A 19,481-nucleotide genomic window follows, 5' to 3' on the forward strand; every position below is an offset into this window, starting at 1 on the left:
CTTTGTTGAAGTAAAGTGTTTCCTTCGTTTCTGTAAGGTTTCTTGCAGACTTTGTGATGAGAATCCGGTATTGTATTCAAAGCGTCCCTTCGTCTGAGTTGCCATGGGCGAAGATCGACGGATGCATCAAAGGTGGGGCAGATCGGCTCTACCCGTTAAAAAAGGAGGAAGGCATGGCAGATTTCGAGAAGAAGCAGCCGGTGCTCGACCGCCGTCACTTCGTGGGCGGAGCCCTCGCTGCTAGCGCGCTCGCCGCGCTCGCGGGTTGCACCAAGGGTGGCACCACGACCGGTGGTTCCGCAGCCACTGGTGGCGCCCAGGGCGGCACCCTGCGCTACTACATCAACAACCCGGTCTGCATCGAGCCGTACAACCTGCAGGAGGACCAGGGCACCCAGGTCGGCTTCCAGCTGTTCGACTCCCTTACCCAGTACAACTTCGAGACCGGTGAGCTCGAGCCGCTCGCGTGCGAGAGCTGGGAGGCGAACGACGACGCCACCGAGTTCACCTTCCACCTCAAGGAGGCCAAGTTCCACGACGGCACCGACGTCCTCGCTTCCAACTGGAAGTATGGCTGGGAGCGCATCGTGAACCCCGCCACCAACCCCGAGAGCCCCTCGGTCATCGGGTACCACCTCGCCATGATTGCCGGCTACGACGAGCTGGCCGCTGGCGAGGCCGAGGAGATGTCCGGCCTCACCTGCCCGGACGATCACACCCTCGTGGTCACCCTCTCCTACGCTTACGCTGACTTCCCCTATGTCGCCTCTCACCCCGCGCTCGCTCCTATTCCGGATTGCGCCAAGGACATGAGCCAGGTCGACTTCGGCCTCGCACCCGTGGGCAACGGCCCGTTCAAGATGGACGGCGAGTGGGTCGACGGTCAGTACATCAACATCGTGCGCTTCGACGACTACTACGGCGAGCCCGCGATTCTCGATGGCGTGAACTTCATGATCCAGAAGGACGTCGAGACCGCCTACAAGGAGTTCCAGGCTGGTAACCTCGATGTCTCCGACGTGCCCGTCGCTTCGCTTGCGGCCGCTGCCGAGGAGTACGGCGAGTCCGAGGATGGCTACACCATCACCCCGGGCCACCAGTTCCTGAACGGCTCTGAGCCCTCCACCTACTACCTCACCTGCAACGTGGTCGAGGGTCCCTTCACTGACGTGAACCTGCGTCACGCCGTGTCCATGGCCATCAACCGCCAGGCCATCTGCGATACCCTCTTCCATGGTTCTCGCACCCCGGCCGACAACATCGTCCCGCCCGGAATCGCCGGTTACGAGGAGGGCGCGTGGGAGTACTCCAAGTACGACGTCGACGCCGCGACCGAGATTCTCGACGAGTACTATCCCGCTGATGCCGATGGTAACCGTGGCCTCGAGCTCGAGATCACCTCGAACCAGGACGGCGGCCACAAGGAGGTCATGGACTCCATCATCTCCGACCTCGCCGCTGTGGGTATCACCTGCACCGCGAACACCCCTGACTGGGCTACGGTTCTCGACCTGTATCAGAAGCTCGACTACCAGTTCGGCCGTCTGGGCTGGGTCGCCGACTACCCGATCATGGACAACTTCCTGTATCCGCTGTTCTACACCGGCAACGGCGACAACCGCGCCGGCTACAGCAACCCCACGGTTGACGAGGGGCTCATGGCTGCCCGCCAGACCGTTGATGACGACGAGCGCATCGCTGCGCTGCAGGAAGTCAACAAGCAGATCGCCGAGGACATGCCGGTCATCCCGCTCATGTTCTATACCCACACCATGGTCGGCGGCTCCAACGTGGCGACGATGTATCTCGACCCGCAGAAGAAGGCTGACCTCTCCAAGGCTCAGCTCGTGAGCGCCGAGTAGTTATGATGTAGGTTCCAAATCTGCGCTATAATTTGGAATCTATCTGTACAGGGCGCCTGTCCTCGCAGGATAGGCGCCCGTTTTAGTGGCTGGCCGACGCCATAGCCACGTATCAACGGACCAGGGGAGTATTGTATGGGAAAATACATATTGAAGCGCGTGCTTCAATTCATCCCTGTCTTCATCGGTGTGACCATTATTCTTTTTGCCATGAAGACCATTGTGCCCGGTGACCCGATCTCGATGATCACCGGCGGTCGCTCGGTTCCCGAGCAGACGCGACTCCAGCTTGAGGTGGAGAACAACATGATCTACGGCGACGAAAACGGTCGCCCGATCTACGACGAGAACGGTGACACCATTCCCGTCCCCATCTGGGAGCAGTATATCCGCTACATGGACGATCTGCTCCACGGCGATTTGGGCACTTCGTACCAGAAGAAGCGTCCCGTCACGGACATCTTCGCCGAGAAGTACCCGTACACCATCAAGCTTGCTGTGTGCGCCATTTGCCTCGAGGCAGTTATGGGCATCGGTGCCGGCCTGGTCTCCGCCATCAAGCGCTACTCCTTCTGGGACATTTTGGTAACGCTCATCACGTCGGTCCTTGTTGCTGTTCCGGCATTCTGGCTCGGCATGATCTTACAGTTGATATTCGGCATCTGGCTCAAAGATCTCACCGGAGGCGCCATCTCGCTGCCCATCTCGGGCGCGGGCGGTCCCAATTCTCAATATATGGATTGGGTCCACTACATCTTGCCGGCCTTTACGCTGGCTGCGGTCTCGACCGCCTACACGGCACGCATCATGCGTTCGCAGCTTCTTGACGTCATGAACCAGGATTACATCCGCACCGCGAAGGCCAAGGGCCTCTCCGGTCGGGCGATCATTCTGCACCATGCGCTCAAGAACGCGCTCATTCCGGTTGTTACCTATATCGGCATCGACTTCGGCGCCATGATGGCCGGCGCGATTCTTACCGAGACGGTGTTCAACTGGCCCGGCGTTGGTTCGGAGATCTACCGTGCCATCTCGTCTCGTGACTGGCCGCTCGTGATGGGTGGCGTCACGATCATCATCGTGGTGGTCATGGTCATCAATCTGCTTGTCGATATCAGCTACGCCTTCCTTGATCCTCGCATCAGGCTTGGCAACAGCAAGAGCGAAGACTAGGAGGGAACACGTTTATGTTGTACCCGAGTCCTACGCAGCGCCTCGGAGAGGCGGCAAAGGCTGAGGCTTCCGCGCCGCACAACGTTTCGGGCGAGGCTTCTCGTACCCTGTGGGGAGATGCCTGGAAGCGCCTTCGTAAGAACAAGCTCGCGATCATCGCCGCCGCATGGATCGTGTTCGTGGCGCTTGTTGCTATCACGGCCGATCTCTGGGCCCCTCAGCTTCTTGGCTCGCCCACTGCAGCCGATACCACCGCCATGGCGACGAGCTCGCTGCTGCCTCCGTCGCTTGAGCACCCCTTCGGCACCGATGTCACCGGGCGCGACATTCTGGTCCGCGTGATTTATGGTGCACGCATCTCGCTTACCATCGGCTTGCTTGCAACCGCCATCTCTACGGTCATCGGCCTCATCATGGGTGCCATCGCCGCATACTACGGCGGCATCTGGGACACCATCATCATGCGTGCCGCCGACATCTTCCTTGCGTTCCCGTACGTGCTTTTCGTGCTGTGCCTGATTGCAGCGCTCGGCCAGAGCATCACGAACGTGTTCATTGCCATCGGTATTCTCGGCTGGCCGTCGATCGCGCGCGTGTTCCGCTCCGCGATTCTCTCCGTTAAGGAGAACGACTACGTTGACGCCGCCCGTTCCATGGGAGCTTCCGACGCCCGCATCATCGCGCGTCACATCTTCCCTAATTCGGTCGCTTCCATCGTGGTCTATGCCACGATGAATATCGGTTCGGCGATTCTTACCGAGGCTTCGATTTCGTTCCTTGGTATGGGCGTGCAGCCGCCCAACCCGTCGTGGGGCATCATGATCCAGGACGGCCAGGCGTATCTTATGACAGCCCCTTGGCTCATGATCATGCCGGGTCTCGCAATCCTTTCTACGGTGCTTGCGTTCACCCTGCTCGGCGACGGCCTGCGCGACGCACTTGACGTCAAGATGAAGGATGCATAATGGCGAAGAAGAACAACAACGGCTACGTCGACCTTAAGACGAAGCCCGTGCCCGAAGGGCGCCATCTGCTCGAGGTCGACAATCTTAAGATGTACTTCCACACGCAGGACGGCGTCGTGCATGCTGTCGACGGTGTGTCTTACACGCTCGATCGCGGCGAGACGCTCGGCGTGGTGGGTGAGTCCGGTTCCGGCAAGTCGGTGACGCACATGACCATCATGGGTCTCATCGATATGCCTCCGGGCAAGATCGAAGACGGCGACATCCTCTATCGAGGCGAGTCGCTCCTCGAGAAGTCCGAAGAGGAGATGCAGCACATTCGCGGCAACGATATCGCGATGATCTTCCAGGATCCCATGACCTCGCTGAACCCGGTCTATAAGATTGGGCGCCAGCTGGGCGAGGGCCTGCGCCTGCACCGTGGCTACACTAAGCAGCAGGCACAGGAGCGCGCCATCGAGCTGCTTCGCCTCGTGGGCATTCCGAACCCTGAGAAGCGCGTGAACGAGTATCCGCACCAGTTCTCGGGCGGCATGCGCCAGCGCGTGATGATCGCCATGGCGCTCGCCTGCGACCCGGATATCCTCATCGCGGATGAGCCCACCACGGCGCTCGACGTGACCATTCAGGCGCAGATCATCGAGCTCATGCAGGAGATGCAGCAGAAGAACGGCAATGCCATCATCATGATCACGCACGACCTGGGTGTCGTGGCCGATATGGCCGATAAGATCATGGTCATGTATGCCGGCCGCCCGGTTGAGTTCGGCACCGCCGACGAGATCTTCTACGAGAGCCGCCACCCCTATACCTGGGGCCTTATCCGCTCCATTCCGGAGCAGGCGGTCGACGAGAAGAAGCCGCTTACGCCCATTCACGGCAACCCGCCGTCGCTCGTGAACCTTCCCAAGGGCTGCCCCTTTGCTCCGCGTTGCCCGTATGCGGTGGATGTTTGCCATGAGCAGGCACCTGAGTACATCACGACTGAGACCGGTCATTACTCCGCATGCCACTTTGCCGACGACCCCGCGTTCCTCAAATTCGCTCCCGATACCTCGCGCTCGCGCGGTAAGATCGCGACGGGAACGCCCGATACCATCGAAGCATTCTCGAAGGGAGGCGAGGCTTAATGGCCGATACCACCAAGGAGCCGCTGCTTAAGGTCGAGCATCTGAGCAAGGAGTTCCCTGCGGAGGCGGGCATGCTCGCCGGTAGGTTCTCCAAGCGCGTTGTTTCCGCTGTAAACGATGTTTCGTTCGAGATCCATGCGGGCGAGACCTTCGGCCTCGTGGGTGAATCCGGCTGCGGTAAGTCCACGACGGGCCGCTCCATCATGAGGCTGACCAACCCCACCTCGGGCAAGGTGTATTTCCAAGGCAAAGACGTCTCGAAGATGAGCCATAAGGAGCTCAAGGAGATGCGCCGCGACATGCAGTTCATCTTCCAGGATCCATATGCGAGCCTGAACCCGCGCATGACCATCGGCGAGATCGTCTCGGAGCCCATGACGATCCACAACGTGGGCACCAAAGAGGAGCGCATGCAGACCGTGCGCGAGCTCCTCGACGTCGTGGGCCTCAACCCCGAGCACATCAACCGTTACCCGCATGAGTTTTCCGGCGGTCAACGCCAGCGTATCGGCATCGCCCGCGCGTTCGCGCTCAAGCCGAAGCTCATCATCTGCGACGAGCCCGTTTCCGCGCTCGACGTCTCCATCCAGGCGCAGGTTCTGAACTTGCTCAAGGACCTGCAGGACCGCTTCGGTACCGCGTACCTGTTCATTGCGCATGACCTTTCGGTCGTTCAGCACATCTCCGACCGCGTTGCGGTGATGTACCTGGGCAAGATGGTCGAGGTTTCCGACTGGAAGACCCTCTACACCGAGCCGCATCATCCGTACACGCAGTCGTTGCTCTCTGCAGTTCCGGTGCCCGATCCCGACGTGCAGAAGACGCGATCCCGCATCATCCTTGCGGGCGATCCCCCCTCGCCGATCGACCCTCCGAGCGGCTGCCGTTTCCACACCCGCTGCCCGATCGCGCAGGCGATCTGCGGCAAGGAGGAGCCTAAGTTCCGTGAGGTCGCGCCTGGTCATATGTGCGCATGCCACTTCGCGGAGAAGTTCCCAATCAAGGAAACCCATATCGACCTGTAGGATAGGTTGACGCACCTAACGAGCGGCCCCTTTGCTCCCTCGCTAGTCCTCGGAACTCGGCAGAGTCGAGTTCCTGCGGAAGCGCTCGCGAGCAAAGGGGCCGCCCTTGATGTTTCCGCTGCAGGTCTAGATTCCTTTGATCGGCGGTAACAGGCTTGGTTTGCATGGCACACGCGGCATTCTTGTCGAGTGGGTGGTGCTCTGTGCGGCGGCTCACGTTGTTGCGGCCATTTTGATAAGCTGGTCGCGGTAGATGATTGCGATATGAAGGGCGTTTGGCATGGATCGAATGGCTCATGGAGCGCTAAGCCGCAGGCGTTTTCTAGGCGGATCGCTGGCTGCGGGTGCGCTCGCTGCTCTTTCCGCGTGCACTTCGGGAGGTCAGGCCGAGCAGGGGAGTGCGGCGGTTGCCGAACAGCCTCTGGCCATAGGGTTCTCGCGACCTGCAAGTATCGACCCAGCTCTTGCGACCGATACGAGCTCTCTTACCGTCGTGTGGCAGTTGTTCGACTGCCTTACCTCGTATGATTTTTCCACCGGAGAGCTTTCTTGCCTTGCCGCGGACCGCTATGAGGTGTCGGATGATGCCCAGACGTTCACGTTCTATCTGCGGGATGCCACGTTTCACGATGGCTCGCGGGTAACCTCTGAGGATTTCAAGCGCGCTTGGGAGCGAATCGTGTGTCCGTCGAGCGCCCCAAGCCAGCTTGCTGGCACCACGCCCTATGCCTACCTCCTTTCGCTCATTGATGGCTATGATGCCCTCCACATTGGGTTGGCGACGGAGTTTTCCGGCGTCACGTGCCCGGATAGCGCAACGCTTAGCATACGCTTGAGCACGCCCTATGCCGATCTGCCTTATCTGCTAGCGCATCCGGCGCTTGGCCCCGTTCCGTCTTCCGCTGACGACGACCTACCGTCCTTCTCCCAACGGCCCATCGGCAACGGCCCGTTCATGATGGCAGACACGTGGAAGAGCGGTTCGGGCACGCTCTCGCTATCCCGCTATGACGACTATTATGGCGAGGTTGCATCGCTCGACCGCGTGCTCTTCGATGTCGAGCCGGATACGGAATCGTCGTTCCGTTCGTTCCAAACGGGCGATATCGATGTGAGCCCGTGTCCTATAGGCGATGCGAGCGACGCCGCATCGAGTCTTGGGCGCTCAGAGGATGGTCGCACGCTCGGTGATGATGGACGCTTTGTCTGTGTAACCGGGCTTACGACAAGCATGCTCGCCTGCAACTGTTCGGCGGCACCGCTTGATGACCCTGTGGTGCGGCGCGCCATCTCCCTGGCAATCGATCGCGATTACCTGTGCGACACGCTTTACCGTGAGACGCGGGTGCCGGCGCACGGCGCTGTTCCTCCGACGGTCTTCGGTTATCGCGAGGAGTCGTGGGCGTACGCTGCATTCGACCCCTCGAGCGCCACGGAGCTGCTTGAAAGCTCCTATCCGCTCAATGATGACGACCATCGTGGCATTGAGGTTCGCCTCTCGTATAACACCGATGGCGGGCATGCGGAGGTCATGCAGAAGATTTCTGACGACTTGGAGGACCTCGGTATCACGTGTCGTCTCGAGGCGCTTGATGCCGAGACGCTTCGGCAGCGCATCGAGGATGGGGATTTCGACCTCGTTCGCGTTGACTGGACGGCCGATGCGCCAACCTTGGATAGCGTGCTCTTCCCGCTCTTCTTCTCGGGCTGCATTGGTTCGACGAATTATGCCCGTTACCAGAACGCCCATGTTGACCAGCAGCTTGCTCAGGCCCGAACAGAGCTTGATGAGGGCACACGGGTTTCGCTCTTGCAGGGGGCGGACAGCATCATTGGATCCGAATGCCCGGTGGTGCCGCTCATGTACCATGCCCGGTCGTATGCGGCTTCGGAGCGCGTGACCCATCTGGCCATCGATACCCAGGGGCGCCTCGATCTCGCTTCGGCTGAACTCGCGGAATAGCACTTCGAACTGCTGCTTCTGCGTGACGGCGGACGCAGTGGGCCCGCGCGAGAAAAATTTCTCAAAATTCTTCTTGCGTTCTACGGAGGGGCTGGGGTATTATCTATTTCGCTGCTTGTCGGAGTGGCGGAATTGGCAGACGCGCTAGCTTGAGGTGCTAGTGATCACTTTTCGATCATGCGGGTTCAAGTCCCGCCTCCGACACCATCGAGTGTTCAGGGCCTCCACGGAGGCCCTTTTTCATGTCTCTAGCGTCTATGACATCGGACGTGCACCCCGCGCGAGTGCTGCGATGCGCACGCAGTGTGTACTCGGGCGCGATTCGGACACAGGGACCATTCTCGGGCGACATATCGCCATGTTTGCGCCTCCTAGCGGAGAATTGTCGCCCGACAACGAGATTCGTGTCCTAATGTCGCCCGAAAGCGGGATGCCCGCCTGCAGTCCGTCCATGAACGAAGCGTGCACCCGGGTTCAGCTCGAGAACCCTAAGGCGGGGGAGACTCGATAACGGGGTATAGTAGGTCAAGACGCTACGAACGAGAGGACGCGCGATGGATGCAACGGGACGAGATGAGCTTTCCGACCTCCCACGGCTTGCCGAGCTTACGAGCGACGCCATCATCGCATGCAGTACCGACGGTACCATCTACCAGGTCAACTCCCGTCTGGTTGCTTTAACGGGGGAAGAGGCCAGCCAGCTTATAGAAACCGATGTCAAAGACCTCCTCTTCAGCTCATCTTTCGAGCGCGCTGCCGATCACAAGCTGCCGTTCTCTCTCGATGGCAAGGACTGCCCGCTCATGCTCAAGCTTGCGGACGGTTCGTTCATTCCAGTGCTCGTGCGCGCGATTCAGGTGACACCGTCCGAGCGCCTGCGCAAGCGTTTGCTCAAGCGCGCATCTGGTAAAGGGCATGTGCTTCTCACGCTTCGCAGTCTCGAAGAGCGCTATGCGCATGATCGCCAGATGCGCCGTGTGCTCTCGGAGCTTCAGGCGGCGAACAAGCGCCTTTCGGGGACGCTTTCGGTCATCATGTCCACCGTGGGTGCAGAGAATCTCCCATCGCTTCTGGACACGGTGCTCAACAAGCTCGTGGATGCGCTCGATGCCGATGGATCGACTATCTACTTCGCAGAGGGCGGAGGGTTCAAGCTGCGGGGTATTTCGCGAAGCCTCGAGCTCGATTATGTACCGGAGTTCATTCCCTTTGGTGCGGGCGTGCCCACCTATGTGACGCGCAAGGGTTCGAGCTGCCGCCTCACCATCATCCGCTCTGGCGAGGGCTCGGGCACCAACGCCGGTTCGCTCTACGACCTGGACGCTCGATGTGGTAGAAACCTCCGTGCGCACTATATGCCGCCCTTCAAGACGCTCATCGCGGTGCCGGTTTTCTTCGGTACGCAGATTCTCGGTGTGATTGAGCTGGGCTGGAAGCGCCCCACGGCATCGCGTGCGTATGACGTGAACGTTATCGAGGTCGTTTGCGATTATCTATCAATCGAGCTCATGAGCTTGGCAACGAGCATGCGCTCCCAGCGCACCGCCGAGCTCAGTCGCTCGCTCAACCATGTGCGCGATGTCGTATATGGTGCCGAGGGCGACATCGGGCTCATCTGGGCCGAGACGATCACCGAGGTGCGCCGGGTGCTCTCGTGCCACGTGTGCCCTGTGGTGAGCAACCCCCGTACGGGGCAGCTTGAAATCGACTTCGAGGGCGGGAGCCGCGTCGCGCTCCCCGGCGACATCGACCAGCTCTTCTTCTCCACGACCGCGCCCGCCGCCCGCATGAACCAGGAACCGCGGGATTACTTTGCGCATGCAGCGGGGGAGTTTAGGTCGGACGGGACCGAATTGGAATACGTGCGCATCACGCGCATCGAGCGCATGTCTCGCATGGGGACATGGCTGAGCTCGCAGGGTCTGCCCGACCAAGGCGTGTTCTTCGAGATGCGCGGAGACTTGGCGTTCGGCGGCGTCGATGCGGGCGCTGATTCTTTGGGGGAGCATGCCGATCGCGATGCAGCGGAAGCGTCTCGCGCGGCGGAAGCGGGCGATACGGGTGCCTCGGAAAGCATGGACGAGGGTTCGCAGACGGCGGAGGGGGCTGGTTCTGCCCTTGCGCCGCGTTCGTCCGGGTTCGCTCCTAGCACCTTCCTGCTGTTGCGCGACGACTCCCAGGAGCCCATTGACGATATGGAATTCGATTATCTCGTGCGCTTGGCGCATGAGTTCGAGCTCCGGCTGCGCGACGCCACGCAGAGCAAGGAGGACCGGAGGATCGCCCAGACGCTGCAGGCAGGCATGAGGAGCTCCCTCGGGGCTGTTCCGGGCATCGTGAGCGACTCCCTGTACTCATCCGCCACGCAGCAGGCGCTTGTGGGCGGAGATTTCTACACACTTATTCGCCTTCCCGACGACCGGGCGGTCATGATTCTGGGCGATGTATCCGGTAAGGGCATCGAGGCCGCCTCCATGTCGGCGCTCGTCAAGACAGCGCTCTCCGCCTATGCATGGGAAGGGCTGAGCCCTGTTCGCATGGTCCGCTCGCTCAATGCGATGCTCATGAATTTCTCGCGAGTCGAGACGTTTGCGACCATGTTCGTGGCCAAGCTCGATTTACGGCGCGGGAGGGCGACGTATTGCTCGGCGGGGCACCCACCCACGATGCTCGCCCATGTGGGTGGCGATGCGGGGGCTGCGCCAACAGAAGATGGAGAGACGCTCTCCGGGGGAGAGGCGTCTCCGAGCGAGGTGGAGCTTCTGAGCGAGCAATCGGGCGTGGTTGGCGCATTCGAGGATATGGCATTCAAGAGCGGATCGTTTACCTTTGCCCGCGGCGATGTGCTGTTCATGTATACCGATGGCGCCATCGAGGCACGGAGCGCCTCGGGCGAGTTCTTCGGCGAGCGGCGCCTGCGCGACATCATCCTTGCGAACGCGCGCTTTGGCGCGGACGGACTGTGCCAGCGCGTGCTCGACGAGCTCGATTCCTTTACCGATTCATCGCTCGAAGACGACATCGCGCTCGTGGCGCTTGAGTTCCAGGGTCCCGAGCGCTCCGGCTTTCAGCATGCGGCAACGGAAGGCGACGCGCGATGAGGCCGTATATCCAGTTGCCGGAGCGAGCGGCTCGTCTGCGGGGCGCACTGATTAGAAGTGCTTCGACGCGGGAAGCATGTGCATATGCGTGAGTGGAACGACATAGCGGTTCTCGCCCCGCCGGGCGATATCGACATCTCGACGATGCCTTCGTTGCGCGCCGACGTCGATGCCCTGATTGATGGCGGTGCGCGGCGCATCATCGTCAATTGCGAGCACGTGAGTTTTATCGATTCCACCGGCCTTGCCTTCCTGCTCACCTGCGCTCGCCGCCTTATGCGAAGCGATGGTTTGCTCTCGCTCGTTAACGCATCGCCGGCAGTTGCGCGCTTTTTGCAGATTGCCCGCCTCATCGACGTGCTTCATGTCACTGCTGCCGACCGGCCGCCCATTCCAGCGCTCTCACCTACCGAGTTGCCGAGCTGGAGCAAGAGCATCTCTGTTACCGAGGGCATCGAACACCTCGGTTTCTATCGCCATCGCGTTGTCGAGCTGCTTGAAAGCCTGCCTATGGCACAGGACGCGCGCTACGATCTGGCACTTGCTGCGAGCGAGGCCCTCGGCAACGCCTACGACCATGCATGCGGGGTGGGATGCGTGCTCAACGCGCGGGCCTATCGCGATCGCGTGGTGATCGAGGTTTGCGATTGCGGGTGCGGGTTTGAGATTTCGCCCGATGAAGAGCCCGAGGAGAGCGAGGAGCGCGGGCGCGGCATCAAGCTCATGCGCCTGCTGGTGGATAGCGTTGAGATACGGCGCCGTACCGATGCTCAGGGCACCATGACGCGCTTGATCAAACTCTTGTGATAAGCCGGCCGGAGATAAGTCTTTCCGAGGGCCAGGGGGCAGTTGGCCGTAGGGTCACGTGGATGGACGGCACCCTAGGCTTCGTTGGCCGGGCGGCACCTTGGGTCTCATTTTCCGGTGGGTATGGTTGCCATAGGTGCGCAGGTTACAAAAAAACGGGCACCGTGAAGGCGCCCGTTCAATGCAATGGAGGCGACGCCCAGATTCGAACTGGGGGTAAAGGCTTTGCAGGCCTCTGCCTTACCACTTGGCCACGTCGCCGATGAAAAAGGCCGAATGAAAATGCTCCATCCGGCCCGTCTCATGCAATGGAGCGGACAACGGGGCTCGAACCCGCGACCCCAACCTTGGCAAGGTTGTGCTCTACCAACTGAGCCATGTCCGCTTGCAGGAAGATAATATACGCGAGTTTGTAAGGACTTGCAAGCATGATTTTCAAAAAATTTTGGCTTGGGTACAATACTGCTCGACCGGGGGCGTCACGCTGCTGTGTTTACGGGCCGTTTTCCAAGCTCAGGCGTGTCGCGCACATCTAACGGCGTTTAGCGAACGGGGGATCTCCCTTGCTCTTCACCATTACTGTCTTTATCGTTGCGCTCTTCCTTGTGGCGCGTGGCATCACATTCCTCATCCAGCGGTATCTCGATTTTCGCGGCGCGGGAAGGTCGTTCAAGCAGCTTCTTCGGCAGGGTCGTATCGATGCCGGGGTGTATGCAGACGCGGTGTGGTCGGAGGTCAACCGATTCGGCCACAAGAAGCTCCGCGCGAAGATTTCAAAGGAGCAGCAGCACGTTATTCGCGACGCGCGCCGGCAGCTGCGCGACGACTTCTTGAACGATAACCGTCCCGGGTTTTACCAATATCTCATCATCTTCTTGGTTGCCTCGGTGCTCGGTCTTATTCTCGAGACCATTTGGATGTTCGTGGCCTATGGCGTGCTCGAGAGCCGCGTAGGGCTCGTGTGGGGTCCGTTCTCGCCGCTATACGGGTGCGGCGCGGTGCTGCTCACCGTTGTGCTGTGGCGCCTGCGCGATCAGCCAACTTGGATGATCTTCCTTATATCCGCGGGTCTTGGTGGGATTCTCGAGCAGCTCGCTGGGTGGAGCATGGAGACGGTCATGCACGCATGGTCGTGGTCGTACCTGCATTTCCCCGATCACATCACCCAGTGGGTGGCATGGCGCTTCCTCATCGTGTGGGGGCTGTTGGGCGTGGCGTGGTGCAAGGTCATCATGCCCGAGCTTCTGTACCGGATCGGCGAACCCACGTCGCGCCGCCAAGCCGTGGTGGTGACCTTCCTGACCGCGTTCATCGCGCTCGATATCGCCATGACGGTTGCGTGCTTCTGGCGCGCTGGCAAGCGCGAGGAGGGAGTGCCCCCTCAGAACGTCTTCGAGGAGTACGTCGACCGTCATTTTGGGGATGAGTTCATAAAGGGCAAGTTCGAGAATCTCAGGATGGACAGCGACGAGCGCCCCCGTACGTCATAGGGCGCGTGGTCTTCATCGCGGCATCATATTTTAAGAAGTTGAAAAATTCTCGTTGGCATACGGCTCTGGGCATGGTAGTATAGCTACCGCTGAAAAGCACACGGGCGTTTAGCTCAGGGGGAGAGCGCTTCCCTGACACGGAAGAGGTCACAAGTTCAAATCTTGTAACGCCCACCACGAATTCGCAGGCCGGAGGCTATGAGCTTCCGGCCTGTTTTGTTATTGGTCCACCGGCAGTCCACCAAACAGTCCACCAACGCGCGACCTATTCACAAGAAACGGTAAGCGATGTCGAACCTCATGGCGATTCCGATTAAGGTGGTATAGGGCGCGAAAGCCGAGTGCGTCGGCCGGAGATGTCGATTAATTTCAATCTGGAAACGGGCTAGCCGATGAGCTCGCCTTTGCGCTTCATGGGTTTGAGGTAGTTCTTGATCAGGTCGCGTCTGCTCCCAAAGAAGGCTTGCTCGGATTTGGAGAGGTTTCCGTCCTCCAGCTTGCGTGCTAGGAGCGCGAGAGTACACACCATATCGGCGGCCTGGAACAGGGCGTAGTCTGAGGGCCTAACTCGTCTCACCTCGGCCTCGAGCAGGGCGTTGAGCACGGTGTTGATGATGGTCGTGATCTCCTTCTGGCCGTTGTCGTAGTAGACCACAATTCGCTCGAAGGACTGGAACTCCTCAAGATTCCCCCTGATGTAGGAGCCGAGCTCGCGTGACATACGGGACACGAGCGCGTCGTGGTCGTCGTGGAACTCTTTTTTCTGGAACAGGAGCGTACGGAAACTGATGGGTACGCGGCGCGTGAAGTTAAAGAGTGCGCGGAAGAGCTTTCTGCGGTCGGCGATATCGAGTCCGGCGTAGTCGGCCTCTCGCCTGATGAGAGGGCCGGTGTGGACGGCATGGCCCTCTGGGAAGCCGCATTCGACGACATGCTTCTTGAGGTAGGCGAGCTCTTCCGAGATTGAGCGGGACTGATCGTGAAGAACAAGCGCGATGAGGTAGTAGGGCGCATGCGCCTCGTACGGCCCGAAGTCTCCACTCTCGTCGATGAAAATGCTCAATTCGTGCACTGAAAGCCCCTATATACGAAAAAAGCGGGGAATATCCCCGCCATTGGGTGGACCAGGGCCTTTCGGCCAGCCCAGAACCTATTCATATCTTACCACGCTTCTGTGGCATTATTCGCACATTTCTTCGATTGGTGCCGGCATGAAGTTGCTATTGGTCGCGGAGGTCACTTGAGCGTGTTATTGGCAACCCGAAGAACGAGCTTGCGGAGGTGCGCGAAGCGCCGGCGTCGAACATGCGAGTAGCGTAGCGGTTGGTAACGACACCGTGATGTTGCGTATCCAATACGCCGTTGTGCAAGTCGCGAACTGGTCTGTGACCATCAGCGTCGTGACCACCAGCGAGGGCATTGGCCGGTGTGCCGGGGGTTCGTGGAAGAATCCTTAGCGAGGAGGTCGGAGCGCGTCCATATGGGGCTGCTGCCGTGGCGGACGAGCCCTTGGTCGCTGTGACGGCGATGTTCCCTGAAGTGATGGTTGCTGCGATTGATTCGAAGAGGAAAACCTGCTCCGACTTCATATGCAGGGCGGTGCAATTGGCGGCGCGAGTCCTCTCCCAACATCGATTCCGAAAACGGCGCAGACCCCGAGACAGGGGGGGGCAGCAGGGACTGCCGACAAGCTTCCCGCTGCAGGCAATTCCACGCTGGTGGTGATTGCCGCCTGTGTGGGAGTCGCTATTCTCCTCACTAGGTGGCATAGCTTGTGCGCGCCGAGCACGCGGCGATTGGGACTATAGCTTGCTTGAAGAACAAGGTTTCTCGATACGAAGCGCCGCCCGGTGACGATTTGCCGGGCGGCACATTTCTTGCACCGTTATCCAGTGCCCTTGTAGCGCGTGGCCAGCTCTAGCAATCTACCTGCGTCTTGCCGATCATGATGTTGAGGATCTCCACGTCGGTGGGCTTCATGCCCACGCGGCCCACATAGCCCATGCTCGCGATGGTTTCTTCGATGGTCTCCTGCACGATTCCCTCGCCCGCATGAAAGCTCTTGCCTGCCATGGCCATGCTGTGCCCCAGAATCGCCGCGTCTACCGAGGCAGAGATCTTGGCCGCGCAGCTCGACTTTGCGCCGTCGCACACGATGCCGCCAACATTGCCAAGGGTGTTCACTACGGTGGCGCCGATCTGCTCGCGCGTGCCCCCGCTCATCCAGGTGATGGCCGCGCCCGCGCCGCACGCCGCGCACACGGCGCCACAGAAGGCGGAAAGCTCGCCGATATAGCTCTTCACGTGGATGGCGACAAGGTCGGAGAGCGCGAGCGCGCGCAGCAGCCGGTCGCCCGTCACGCCCAGCTTCTCGGCGTATTCGAGCACGGGCAGGCAGGTGGTGATGCCCTGGTTTCCCGAGCCGCATACGATTACCACGGGCATGGCGCATCCGCTCATGCGCGCGTCGGAACCGGCTGCGGCGCGGGCGCGGGCGCGGTCCGCCACGTCATCCGGGCGGCTTGCCAGCAGCGTGCGTCCCACCTCGGCGCCCCAGGCATGCTCGAGCCCCTCTCGCGAGATGGCGTCGTTCAGTTCCATCTGGCGCATGAGCGCCGCTCGCGCGCCGGCGATTTCTCCATGCTCTGCAAAATCGATGATGCCCTCAAGGGATAGCGAGCTTCCCTGCGTGCGGGCGGTATCGGCCACCGCGGCAGCGCGCTCGGGCGCGTCCCAGGAGCCGGAGAGCTTTTGGTCGTCAAGGGCGCGCCAGACCACGTTGGTGTGGTGGTCTGAGATGATGATGTCGGCAGTGTGCCCCTCGGAGCGGGCCTTCACGCGGATATAGAGGTTTGGAACGTTCTCGGCGAGCGAGACATCGGCGAACGCAGGGTCGGCGAGAAGCTCGGCCGTGCGGGCCCGCGCCGCATCGTCTACCGATTCCAAGACTTCGAGCGCGTTCTCGGGGTTGCCGCCAACCGCGCCAAGGGTGGCCGCGGCTTCAAGGCCGTGCATGCCGCCGGAGTTGGGAACGGTGACGCTCTTCACGTTCTTGATGATGTTGCCGGAGCATTCGAGTTCAAGGTGCTTGGGCTCGCTGCCGAGCGTCTCGCGCGCGATCGCAGCCGCGTACGCCACGGCAATCGGCTCCGTGCATCCCAACGCGCAGACGAGCTCTCGGTTCAAGATGCTGCAGTACTGCTCGTCACGGTCGGCAACGGTGGTGGAATCGATCTCGCAGGACATGTGTGCTCCTCGACAACGGGGTTATGGCGTCCCCATTGTAGCGCCCACGCCCGCTAGTGTGCGACGCGCGCCGTTCGCCCCGCGATTATGCGCGGCCGCGCGTCACATCCTGCACGATATCGGAGAGCTCTCGCTCCTGGCGCTCGTAGAATCGCTCTTCAATCTCGCTAAAGCTGGAGGCGAAGTCTGCCATGGAGCCCGACCATGTGGCGCGCACCGGCCTGCCCGTTCCCACGTAGGCGGTTTGGATGCCGCAATCCGGGGTAGGGAAGTCGCGCTTGGGGTCGTTGCCAACCATGAGCACCTCCTCGGGCTTGAGCCCGAGCGATTCGATGGACTCGAGGTAATAACGCGGGCTGGGTTTCACGCGCGTGCTGTTTTCCATGGTCGTGACGAGCTCGAACGGCATGTCGAGCATGTCTCCCCAGCCCATGCGGCATTCGATGCAGGCGCGGCTGAAGCTCGGGTTGGTGAGGAGCGCCACGCGGAGCCCTCGGCCCGTGACCTCCTCGATAGCCGCGCGCGCTCCTTCCCGGGGGCGTGCGGCGATGATGGCGTCGTTGCGCTTCGGCAGAACCTCGCGCTCGTAGCATTCGAATGCATCGGCGATCACGGGATCATCGATGGGCACGCCGCACCGCTGCCTGAGGGTGTCTGCGAAAAACGCATAGTTGGTGCGATCGTCGTCCTCGTCTCGTTCGTTCGCGTTGAGGTCGTAGAGCGACCCGCCGAGAGCTGCAAGCGCGGAAAACGGGTTCTTGCGCCCGATATCGCCGAGGAGCCGCGCCTCGTCGCGCACGTAGACGGCGAGAAATGCGCTCAGGTTGATGCTGAGCAGCGTGTCGTCCATGTCGAAGACCACCGCTTTGAGCACCAGGCACCTCCTTTTCCCTCGTCGAATCGTCGCCATTTCCAGAGCCCGGCATGCCGGGTAGCTCCTATGAGCTCTATTATCCCCACATGATGCCCATTTGCGCCCGCGATGATTCTTACGGTTCTGTCATGCGGATTATTGGCATGAGCGTTTGTTTGCGTTGCCGGGCGGGATCCGGACATTCGCAGCGCTGCCGGGCGACTTCTGGACGCTCAGGCCCCTCTAGGCGTCCAAATCTCGCCCGAGAACTTTCTGATCGTCCAAATCTCGCCCAACAACGCTGCGAATGTCCAAAAGTCGCCCGACAGCCCGCCGGTGTCCAGAACTCGCCCGGCAACGCCGCGCGTGTCCGAATCTCGCCCGAGAGCGCCCCGCCATCGAACACCGCGCCCGAACGCGGCGCACCGCTTACCGTTCCGTTCGGACCGCTTGCGGAGCGGCTTTGGCAAAACGAGAGAAGGCGTGAAAAAATCCGTGCTCAACCTTGAAAAGCAGAGCGTTTCCACGTAACCTATTACTTCGTGAATGCATACGCTTCACATCCGTATCTGTTGGCCCCCGAGTGTTTTCCAGAGGGTGTGCGTAGGCGCGGTTTCGCCCTGTGCCCATCCGCAGGTCCTTGCAATCGGGGCCCCGTTGTTCGAAAGGGGTCCACCTTTGAGTGAGATTCAGAACACGTCCATCTTCTCGCTAGACGACATGAATGATGAGGAGATGAACAATCTCGTCGACGGTACCATTACCGACTTCGACGAGGGCGATCTCGTGAGCGGCACCGTGACGAAGATCGACAAGGACGAGGTCCTGGTCGACATCGGCTTCAAGTCCGAGGGCGTCATTCCGGTCCGCGAGCTGTCCATCCGCAAGGACGCTAACCCCGCAGACATCGTTTCGGTGGGCGATTCCATCGAGGCTCTTGTTATGACCAAGGAGGGCACGGACGGCCGTCTCGTGCTGTCCAAGAAGCGTGCTGAGTACGAGCGCGCTTGGAGCCGCATCGAGGAGAAGTTCCAGTCCGGCGAGAACGTCGAGGGCGAGGTCATCGAGGTCGTCAAGGGCGGCCTTATCCTCGACATCGGCCTGCGCGGCTTCCTGCCCGCCTCGCTCGTGGATCTTCGCCGCGTGAAGGACCTCCACAGCTACATGGGCACCTCCATCGAGGCTCGCGTCATCGAGATGGATCGCAACCGCAACAACGTCGTGCTTTCCCGCCGCGTGGTGCTCGAGGAGTCCCGCAAGGCCGAGCGCACCGAGATTCTTTCCAAGCTTAAGCCCGGCATGCGCCTCAAGGGTACCGTTTCCTCCATCGTGGACTTCGGTGCTTTCGTGGACCTCGGCGGCATCGACGGCCTGGTTCACATCTCCGAGCTCTCTTGGAACCATGTCAACCATCCCTCCGAGGTCGTCAAGGTCGGCCAGGAGATCGAGGTCGAGGTGCTCGACGTGGATCTCAACCGCGAGCGCATCTCGCTGGGTCTCAAGCAGACCACCGAGGATCCGTGGCGCGCGCTCGTCAAGAAGTACCCCACGGGTGCTGTGGTCGAGGGCACCGTCACCAAGCTCGTTCCCTTCGGCGCGTTCGTCGACCTGGGCGATGGCATCGAGGGCCTCGTGCACATCTCCGAGATGGCGCACAAGCACGTTGACCAGCCCAGCCAGGTGACCCACGTGGGCGCCAAGGTCCAGGTCAAGGTCATGGACATCGACCTTGAGCGTCGCCGCATCTCCCTCTCCATGAAGTCCGCTGCCGAGACCCTCGGCACGGAGATCGAGGTTGCTCCGCTCGAGAAGCCCGAGGAGAAGGCCGAGGACGCCGAGTAGCAGGCGCCTCGCGTTCTTTCGCGC

The 19,481-nt window shown here is 60.8% G+C and carries 13 protein-coding genes and 4 tRNA genes; 12 read left to right on the forward strand and 5 right to left on the reverse strand.

What is annotated here, in order from left to right; genetic code table 11:
• Positions 1-173: 173 nt before the first annotated feature.
• The 9 genes from GJE22_RS02595 to GJE22_RS02635 all read left to right on the forward strand — a co-directional run bounded on the left by GJE22_RS02595 (position 174) and on the right by GJE22_RS02635 (position 12,026).
• Positions 174-1,862, forward strand: a complete 1,689-nt coding sequence (locus GJE22_RS02595) for an ABC transporter substrate-binding protein (protein ID WP_144687689.1) — start codon at positions 174-176, stop codon at positions 1,860-1,862.
• A gap of 135 nt (positions 1,863-1,997) precedes the next feature.
• The gene (locus tag GJE22_RS02600) at positions 1,998-3,035 is read left to right on the forward strand and encodes an ABC transporter permease (RefSeq protein ID WP_144687690.1); all 1,038 of its coding nucleotides are present in this window, start codon (positions 1,998-2,000) and stop codon (positions 3,033-3,035) included.
• Positions 3,036-3,049: 14 nt separating this feature from the next.
• On the forward strand, positions 3,050-4,000 hold the full coding sequence (locus tag GJE22_RS02605) for an ABC transporter permease (protein WP_144687691.1): 951 nt from the start codon (positions 3,050-3,052) through the stop codon (positions 3,998-4,000).
• Positions 4,000-5,130: an ABC transporter ATP-binding protein gene (locus GJE22_RS02610; RefSeq protein ID WP_022349500.1), complete on the forward strand. Its 1,131-nt coding sequence runs from the start codon at positions 4,000-4,002 to the stop codon at positions 5,128-5,130. The genes GJE22_RS02605 and GJE22_RS02610 overlap by 1 nt, the downstream gene beginning before the upstream one ends.
• On the forward strand, positions 5,130-6,155 hold the full coding sequence (locus tag GJE22_RS02615; RefSeq protein ID WP_022349501.1) for an ABC transporter ATP-binding protein: 1,026 nt from the start codon (positions 5,130-5,132) through the stop codon (positions 6,153-6,155). Before GJE22_RS02610 ends, GJE22_RS02615 begins: the two co-directional genes overlap by 1 nt.
• Positions 6,156-6,435: 280 nt before the next feature.
• The gene (locus tag GJE22_RS02620; RefSeq protein WP_235895755.1) at positions 6,436-8,118 is read left to right on the forward strand and encodes an ABC transporter substrate-binding protein; all 1,683 of its coding nucleotides are present in this window, start codon (positions 6,436-6,438) and stop codon (positions 8,116-8,118) included.
• A gap of 117 nt (positions 8,119-8,235) precedes the next feature.
• Positions 8,236-8,325, forward strand: a tRNA-Leu gene (locus GJE22_RS02625).
• Positions 8,326-8,672: 347 nt separating this feature from the next.
• Positions 8,673-11,219, forward strand: a complete 2,547-nt coding sequence (locus tag GJE22_RS02630) for a SpoIIE family protein phosphatase (protein ID WP_144687692.1) — start codon at positions 8,673-8,675, stop codon at positions 11,217-11,219.
• 84 nt (positions 11,220-11,303) lie between these two features.
• Positions 11,304-12,026, forward strand: coding sequence for an anti-sigma factor antagonist (locus GJE22_RS02635; protein ID WP_144687693.1), 723 nt, complete (start codon positions 11,304-11,306; stop codon positions 12,024-12,026).
• Positions 12,027-12,213: 187 nt separating this feature from the next.
• Here GJE22_RS02635 and GJE22_RS02640 read toward each other — a convergent pair.
• Positions 12,214-12,287: transfer RNA gene (locus tag GJE22_RS02640), tRNA-Cys, on the reverse strand.
• Positions 12,288-12,335: 48 nt separating this feature from the next.
• Positions 12,336-12,411, reverse strand: a tRNA-Gly gene (locus tag GJE22_RS02645).
• 178 nt (positions 12,412-12,589) lie between these two features.
• Between GJE22_RS02645 and GJE22_RS02650 the strand changes: the two genes are divergently transcribed.
• Together GJE22_RS02650 and GJE22_RS02655 are read left to right on the forward strand one after the other, a co-directional pair.
• Entirely contained in the window at positions 12,590-13,516 is a 927-nt protein-coding gene (locus GJE22_RS02650; protein WP_144687694.1) for a putative ABC transporter permease, read from the forward strand.
• A 102-nt stretch (positions 13,517-13,618) separates the two neighbouring features.
• Positions 13,619-13,693, forward strand: a tRNA-Val gene (locus GJE22_RS02655).
• A 208-nt stretch (positions 13,694-13,901) separates the two neighbouring features.
• Here GJE22_RS02655 and GJE22_RS02660 read toward each other — a convergent pair.
• From GJE22_RS02660 to GJE22_RS02670, 3 genes are all read right to left on the reverse strand, one after another.
• Positions 13,902-14,588, reverse strand: coding sequence for a DUF3800 domain-containing protein (locus tag GJE22_RS02660; RefSeq protein ID WP_144687695.1), 687 nt, complete (start codon positions 14,586-14,588; stop codon positions 13,902-13,904).
• An 845-nt stretch (positions 14,589-15,433) separates the two neighbouring features.
• Entirely contained in the window at positions 15,434-16,762 is a 1,329-nt protein-coding gene (locus GJE22_RS02665; RefSeq protein WP_144687696.1) for an L-cysteine desulfidase family protein, read from the reverse strand.
• Between the two features lie 85 nt (positions 16,763-16,847).
• Positions 16,848-17,636 carry an HAD family hydrolase gene (locus GJE22_RS02670; RefSeq protein WP_144687697.1) on the reverse strand — a complete coding sequence of 263 codons (789 nt, stop codon included), beginning with the start codon at positions 17,634-17,636 and terminating at the stop codon, positions 16,848-16,850.
• A gap of 657 nt (positions 17,637-18,293) precedes the next feature.
• On the opposite strand from GJE22_RS02670, the gene rpsA reads away from it, so the two are divergent.
• Complete coding sequence (gene rpsA / locus GJE22_RS02675; RefSeq protein ID WP_019128600.1) at positions 18,294-19,457, forward strand: 30S ribosomal protein S1; 1,164 nt, start codon at positions 18,294-18,296, stop codon at positions 19,455-19,457.
• Positions 19,458-19,481 lie beyond the last annotated feature (24 nt).

The sequence above is a fragment of the Enorma shizhengliae genome (assembly GCF_009676995.1).
Taxonomy (GTDB): Bacteria; Actinomycetota; Coriobacteriia; order Coriobacteriales; family Coriobacteriaceae; genus Enorma; species Enorma massiliensis.

Excerpts from the sequence above, each read along its gene's own strand:
- GJE22_RS02635 (WP_144687693.1), top strand. The coding sequence starts at position 11,304 with ATGCGTGAGTGGAACGACATAGCGGTTCTCGCCCCGCCGGGCGATATC.
- GJE22_RS02615 (WP_022349501.1), top strand. The coding sequence starts at position 5,130 with ATGGCCGATACCACCAAGGAGCCGCTGCTTAAGGTCGAGCATCTGAGC.
- GJE22_RS02610 (WP_022349500.1), top strand. The coding sequence starts at position 4,000 with ATGGCGAAGAAGAACAACAACGGCTACGTCGACCTTAAGACGAAGCCC.
- GJE22_RS02620 (WP_235895755.1), top strand. The coding sequence starts at position 6,436 with ATGGATCGAATGGCTCATGGAGCGCTAAGCCGCAGGCGTTTTCTAGGC.
- GJE22_RS02595 (WP_144687689.1), top strand. The coding sequence starts at position 174 with ATGGCAGATTTCGAGAAGAAGCAGCCGGTGCTCGACCGCCGTCACTTC.
- GJE22_RS02665 (WP_144687696.1), bottom strand. The coding sequence starts at position 16,762 with ATGTCCTGCGAGATCGATTCCACCACCGTTGCCGACCGTGACGAGCAG.
- GJE22_RS02630 (WP_144687692.1), top strand. The coding sequence starts at position 8,673 with ATGGATGCAACGGGACGAGATGAGCTTTCCGACCTCCCACGGCTTGCC.
- GJE22_RS02600 (WP_144687690.1), top strand. The coding sequence starts at position 1,998 with ATGGGAAAATACATATTGAAGCGCGTGCTTCAATTCATCCCTGTCTTC.
- GJE22_RS02605 (WP_144687691.1), top strand. The coding sequence starts at position 3,050 with ATGTTGTACCCGAGTCCTACGCAGCGCCTCGGAGAGGCGGCAAAGGCT.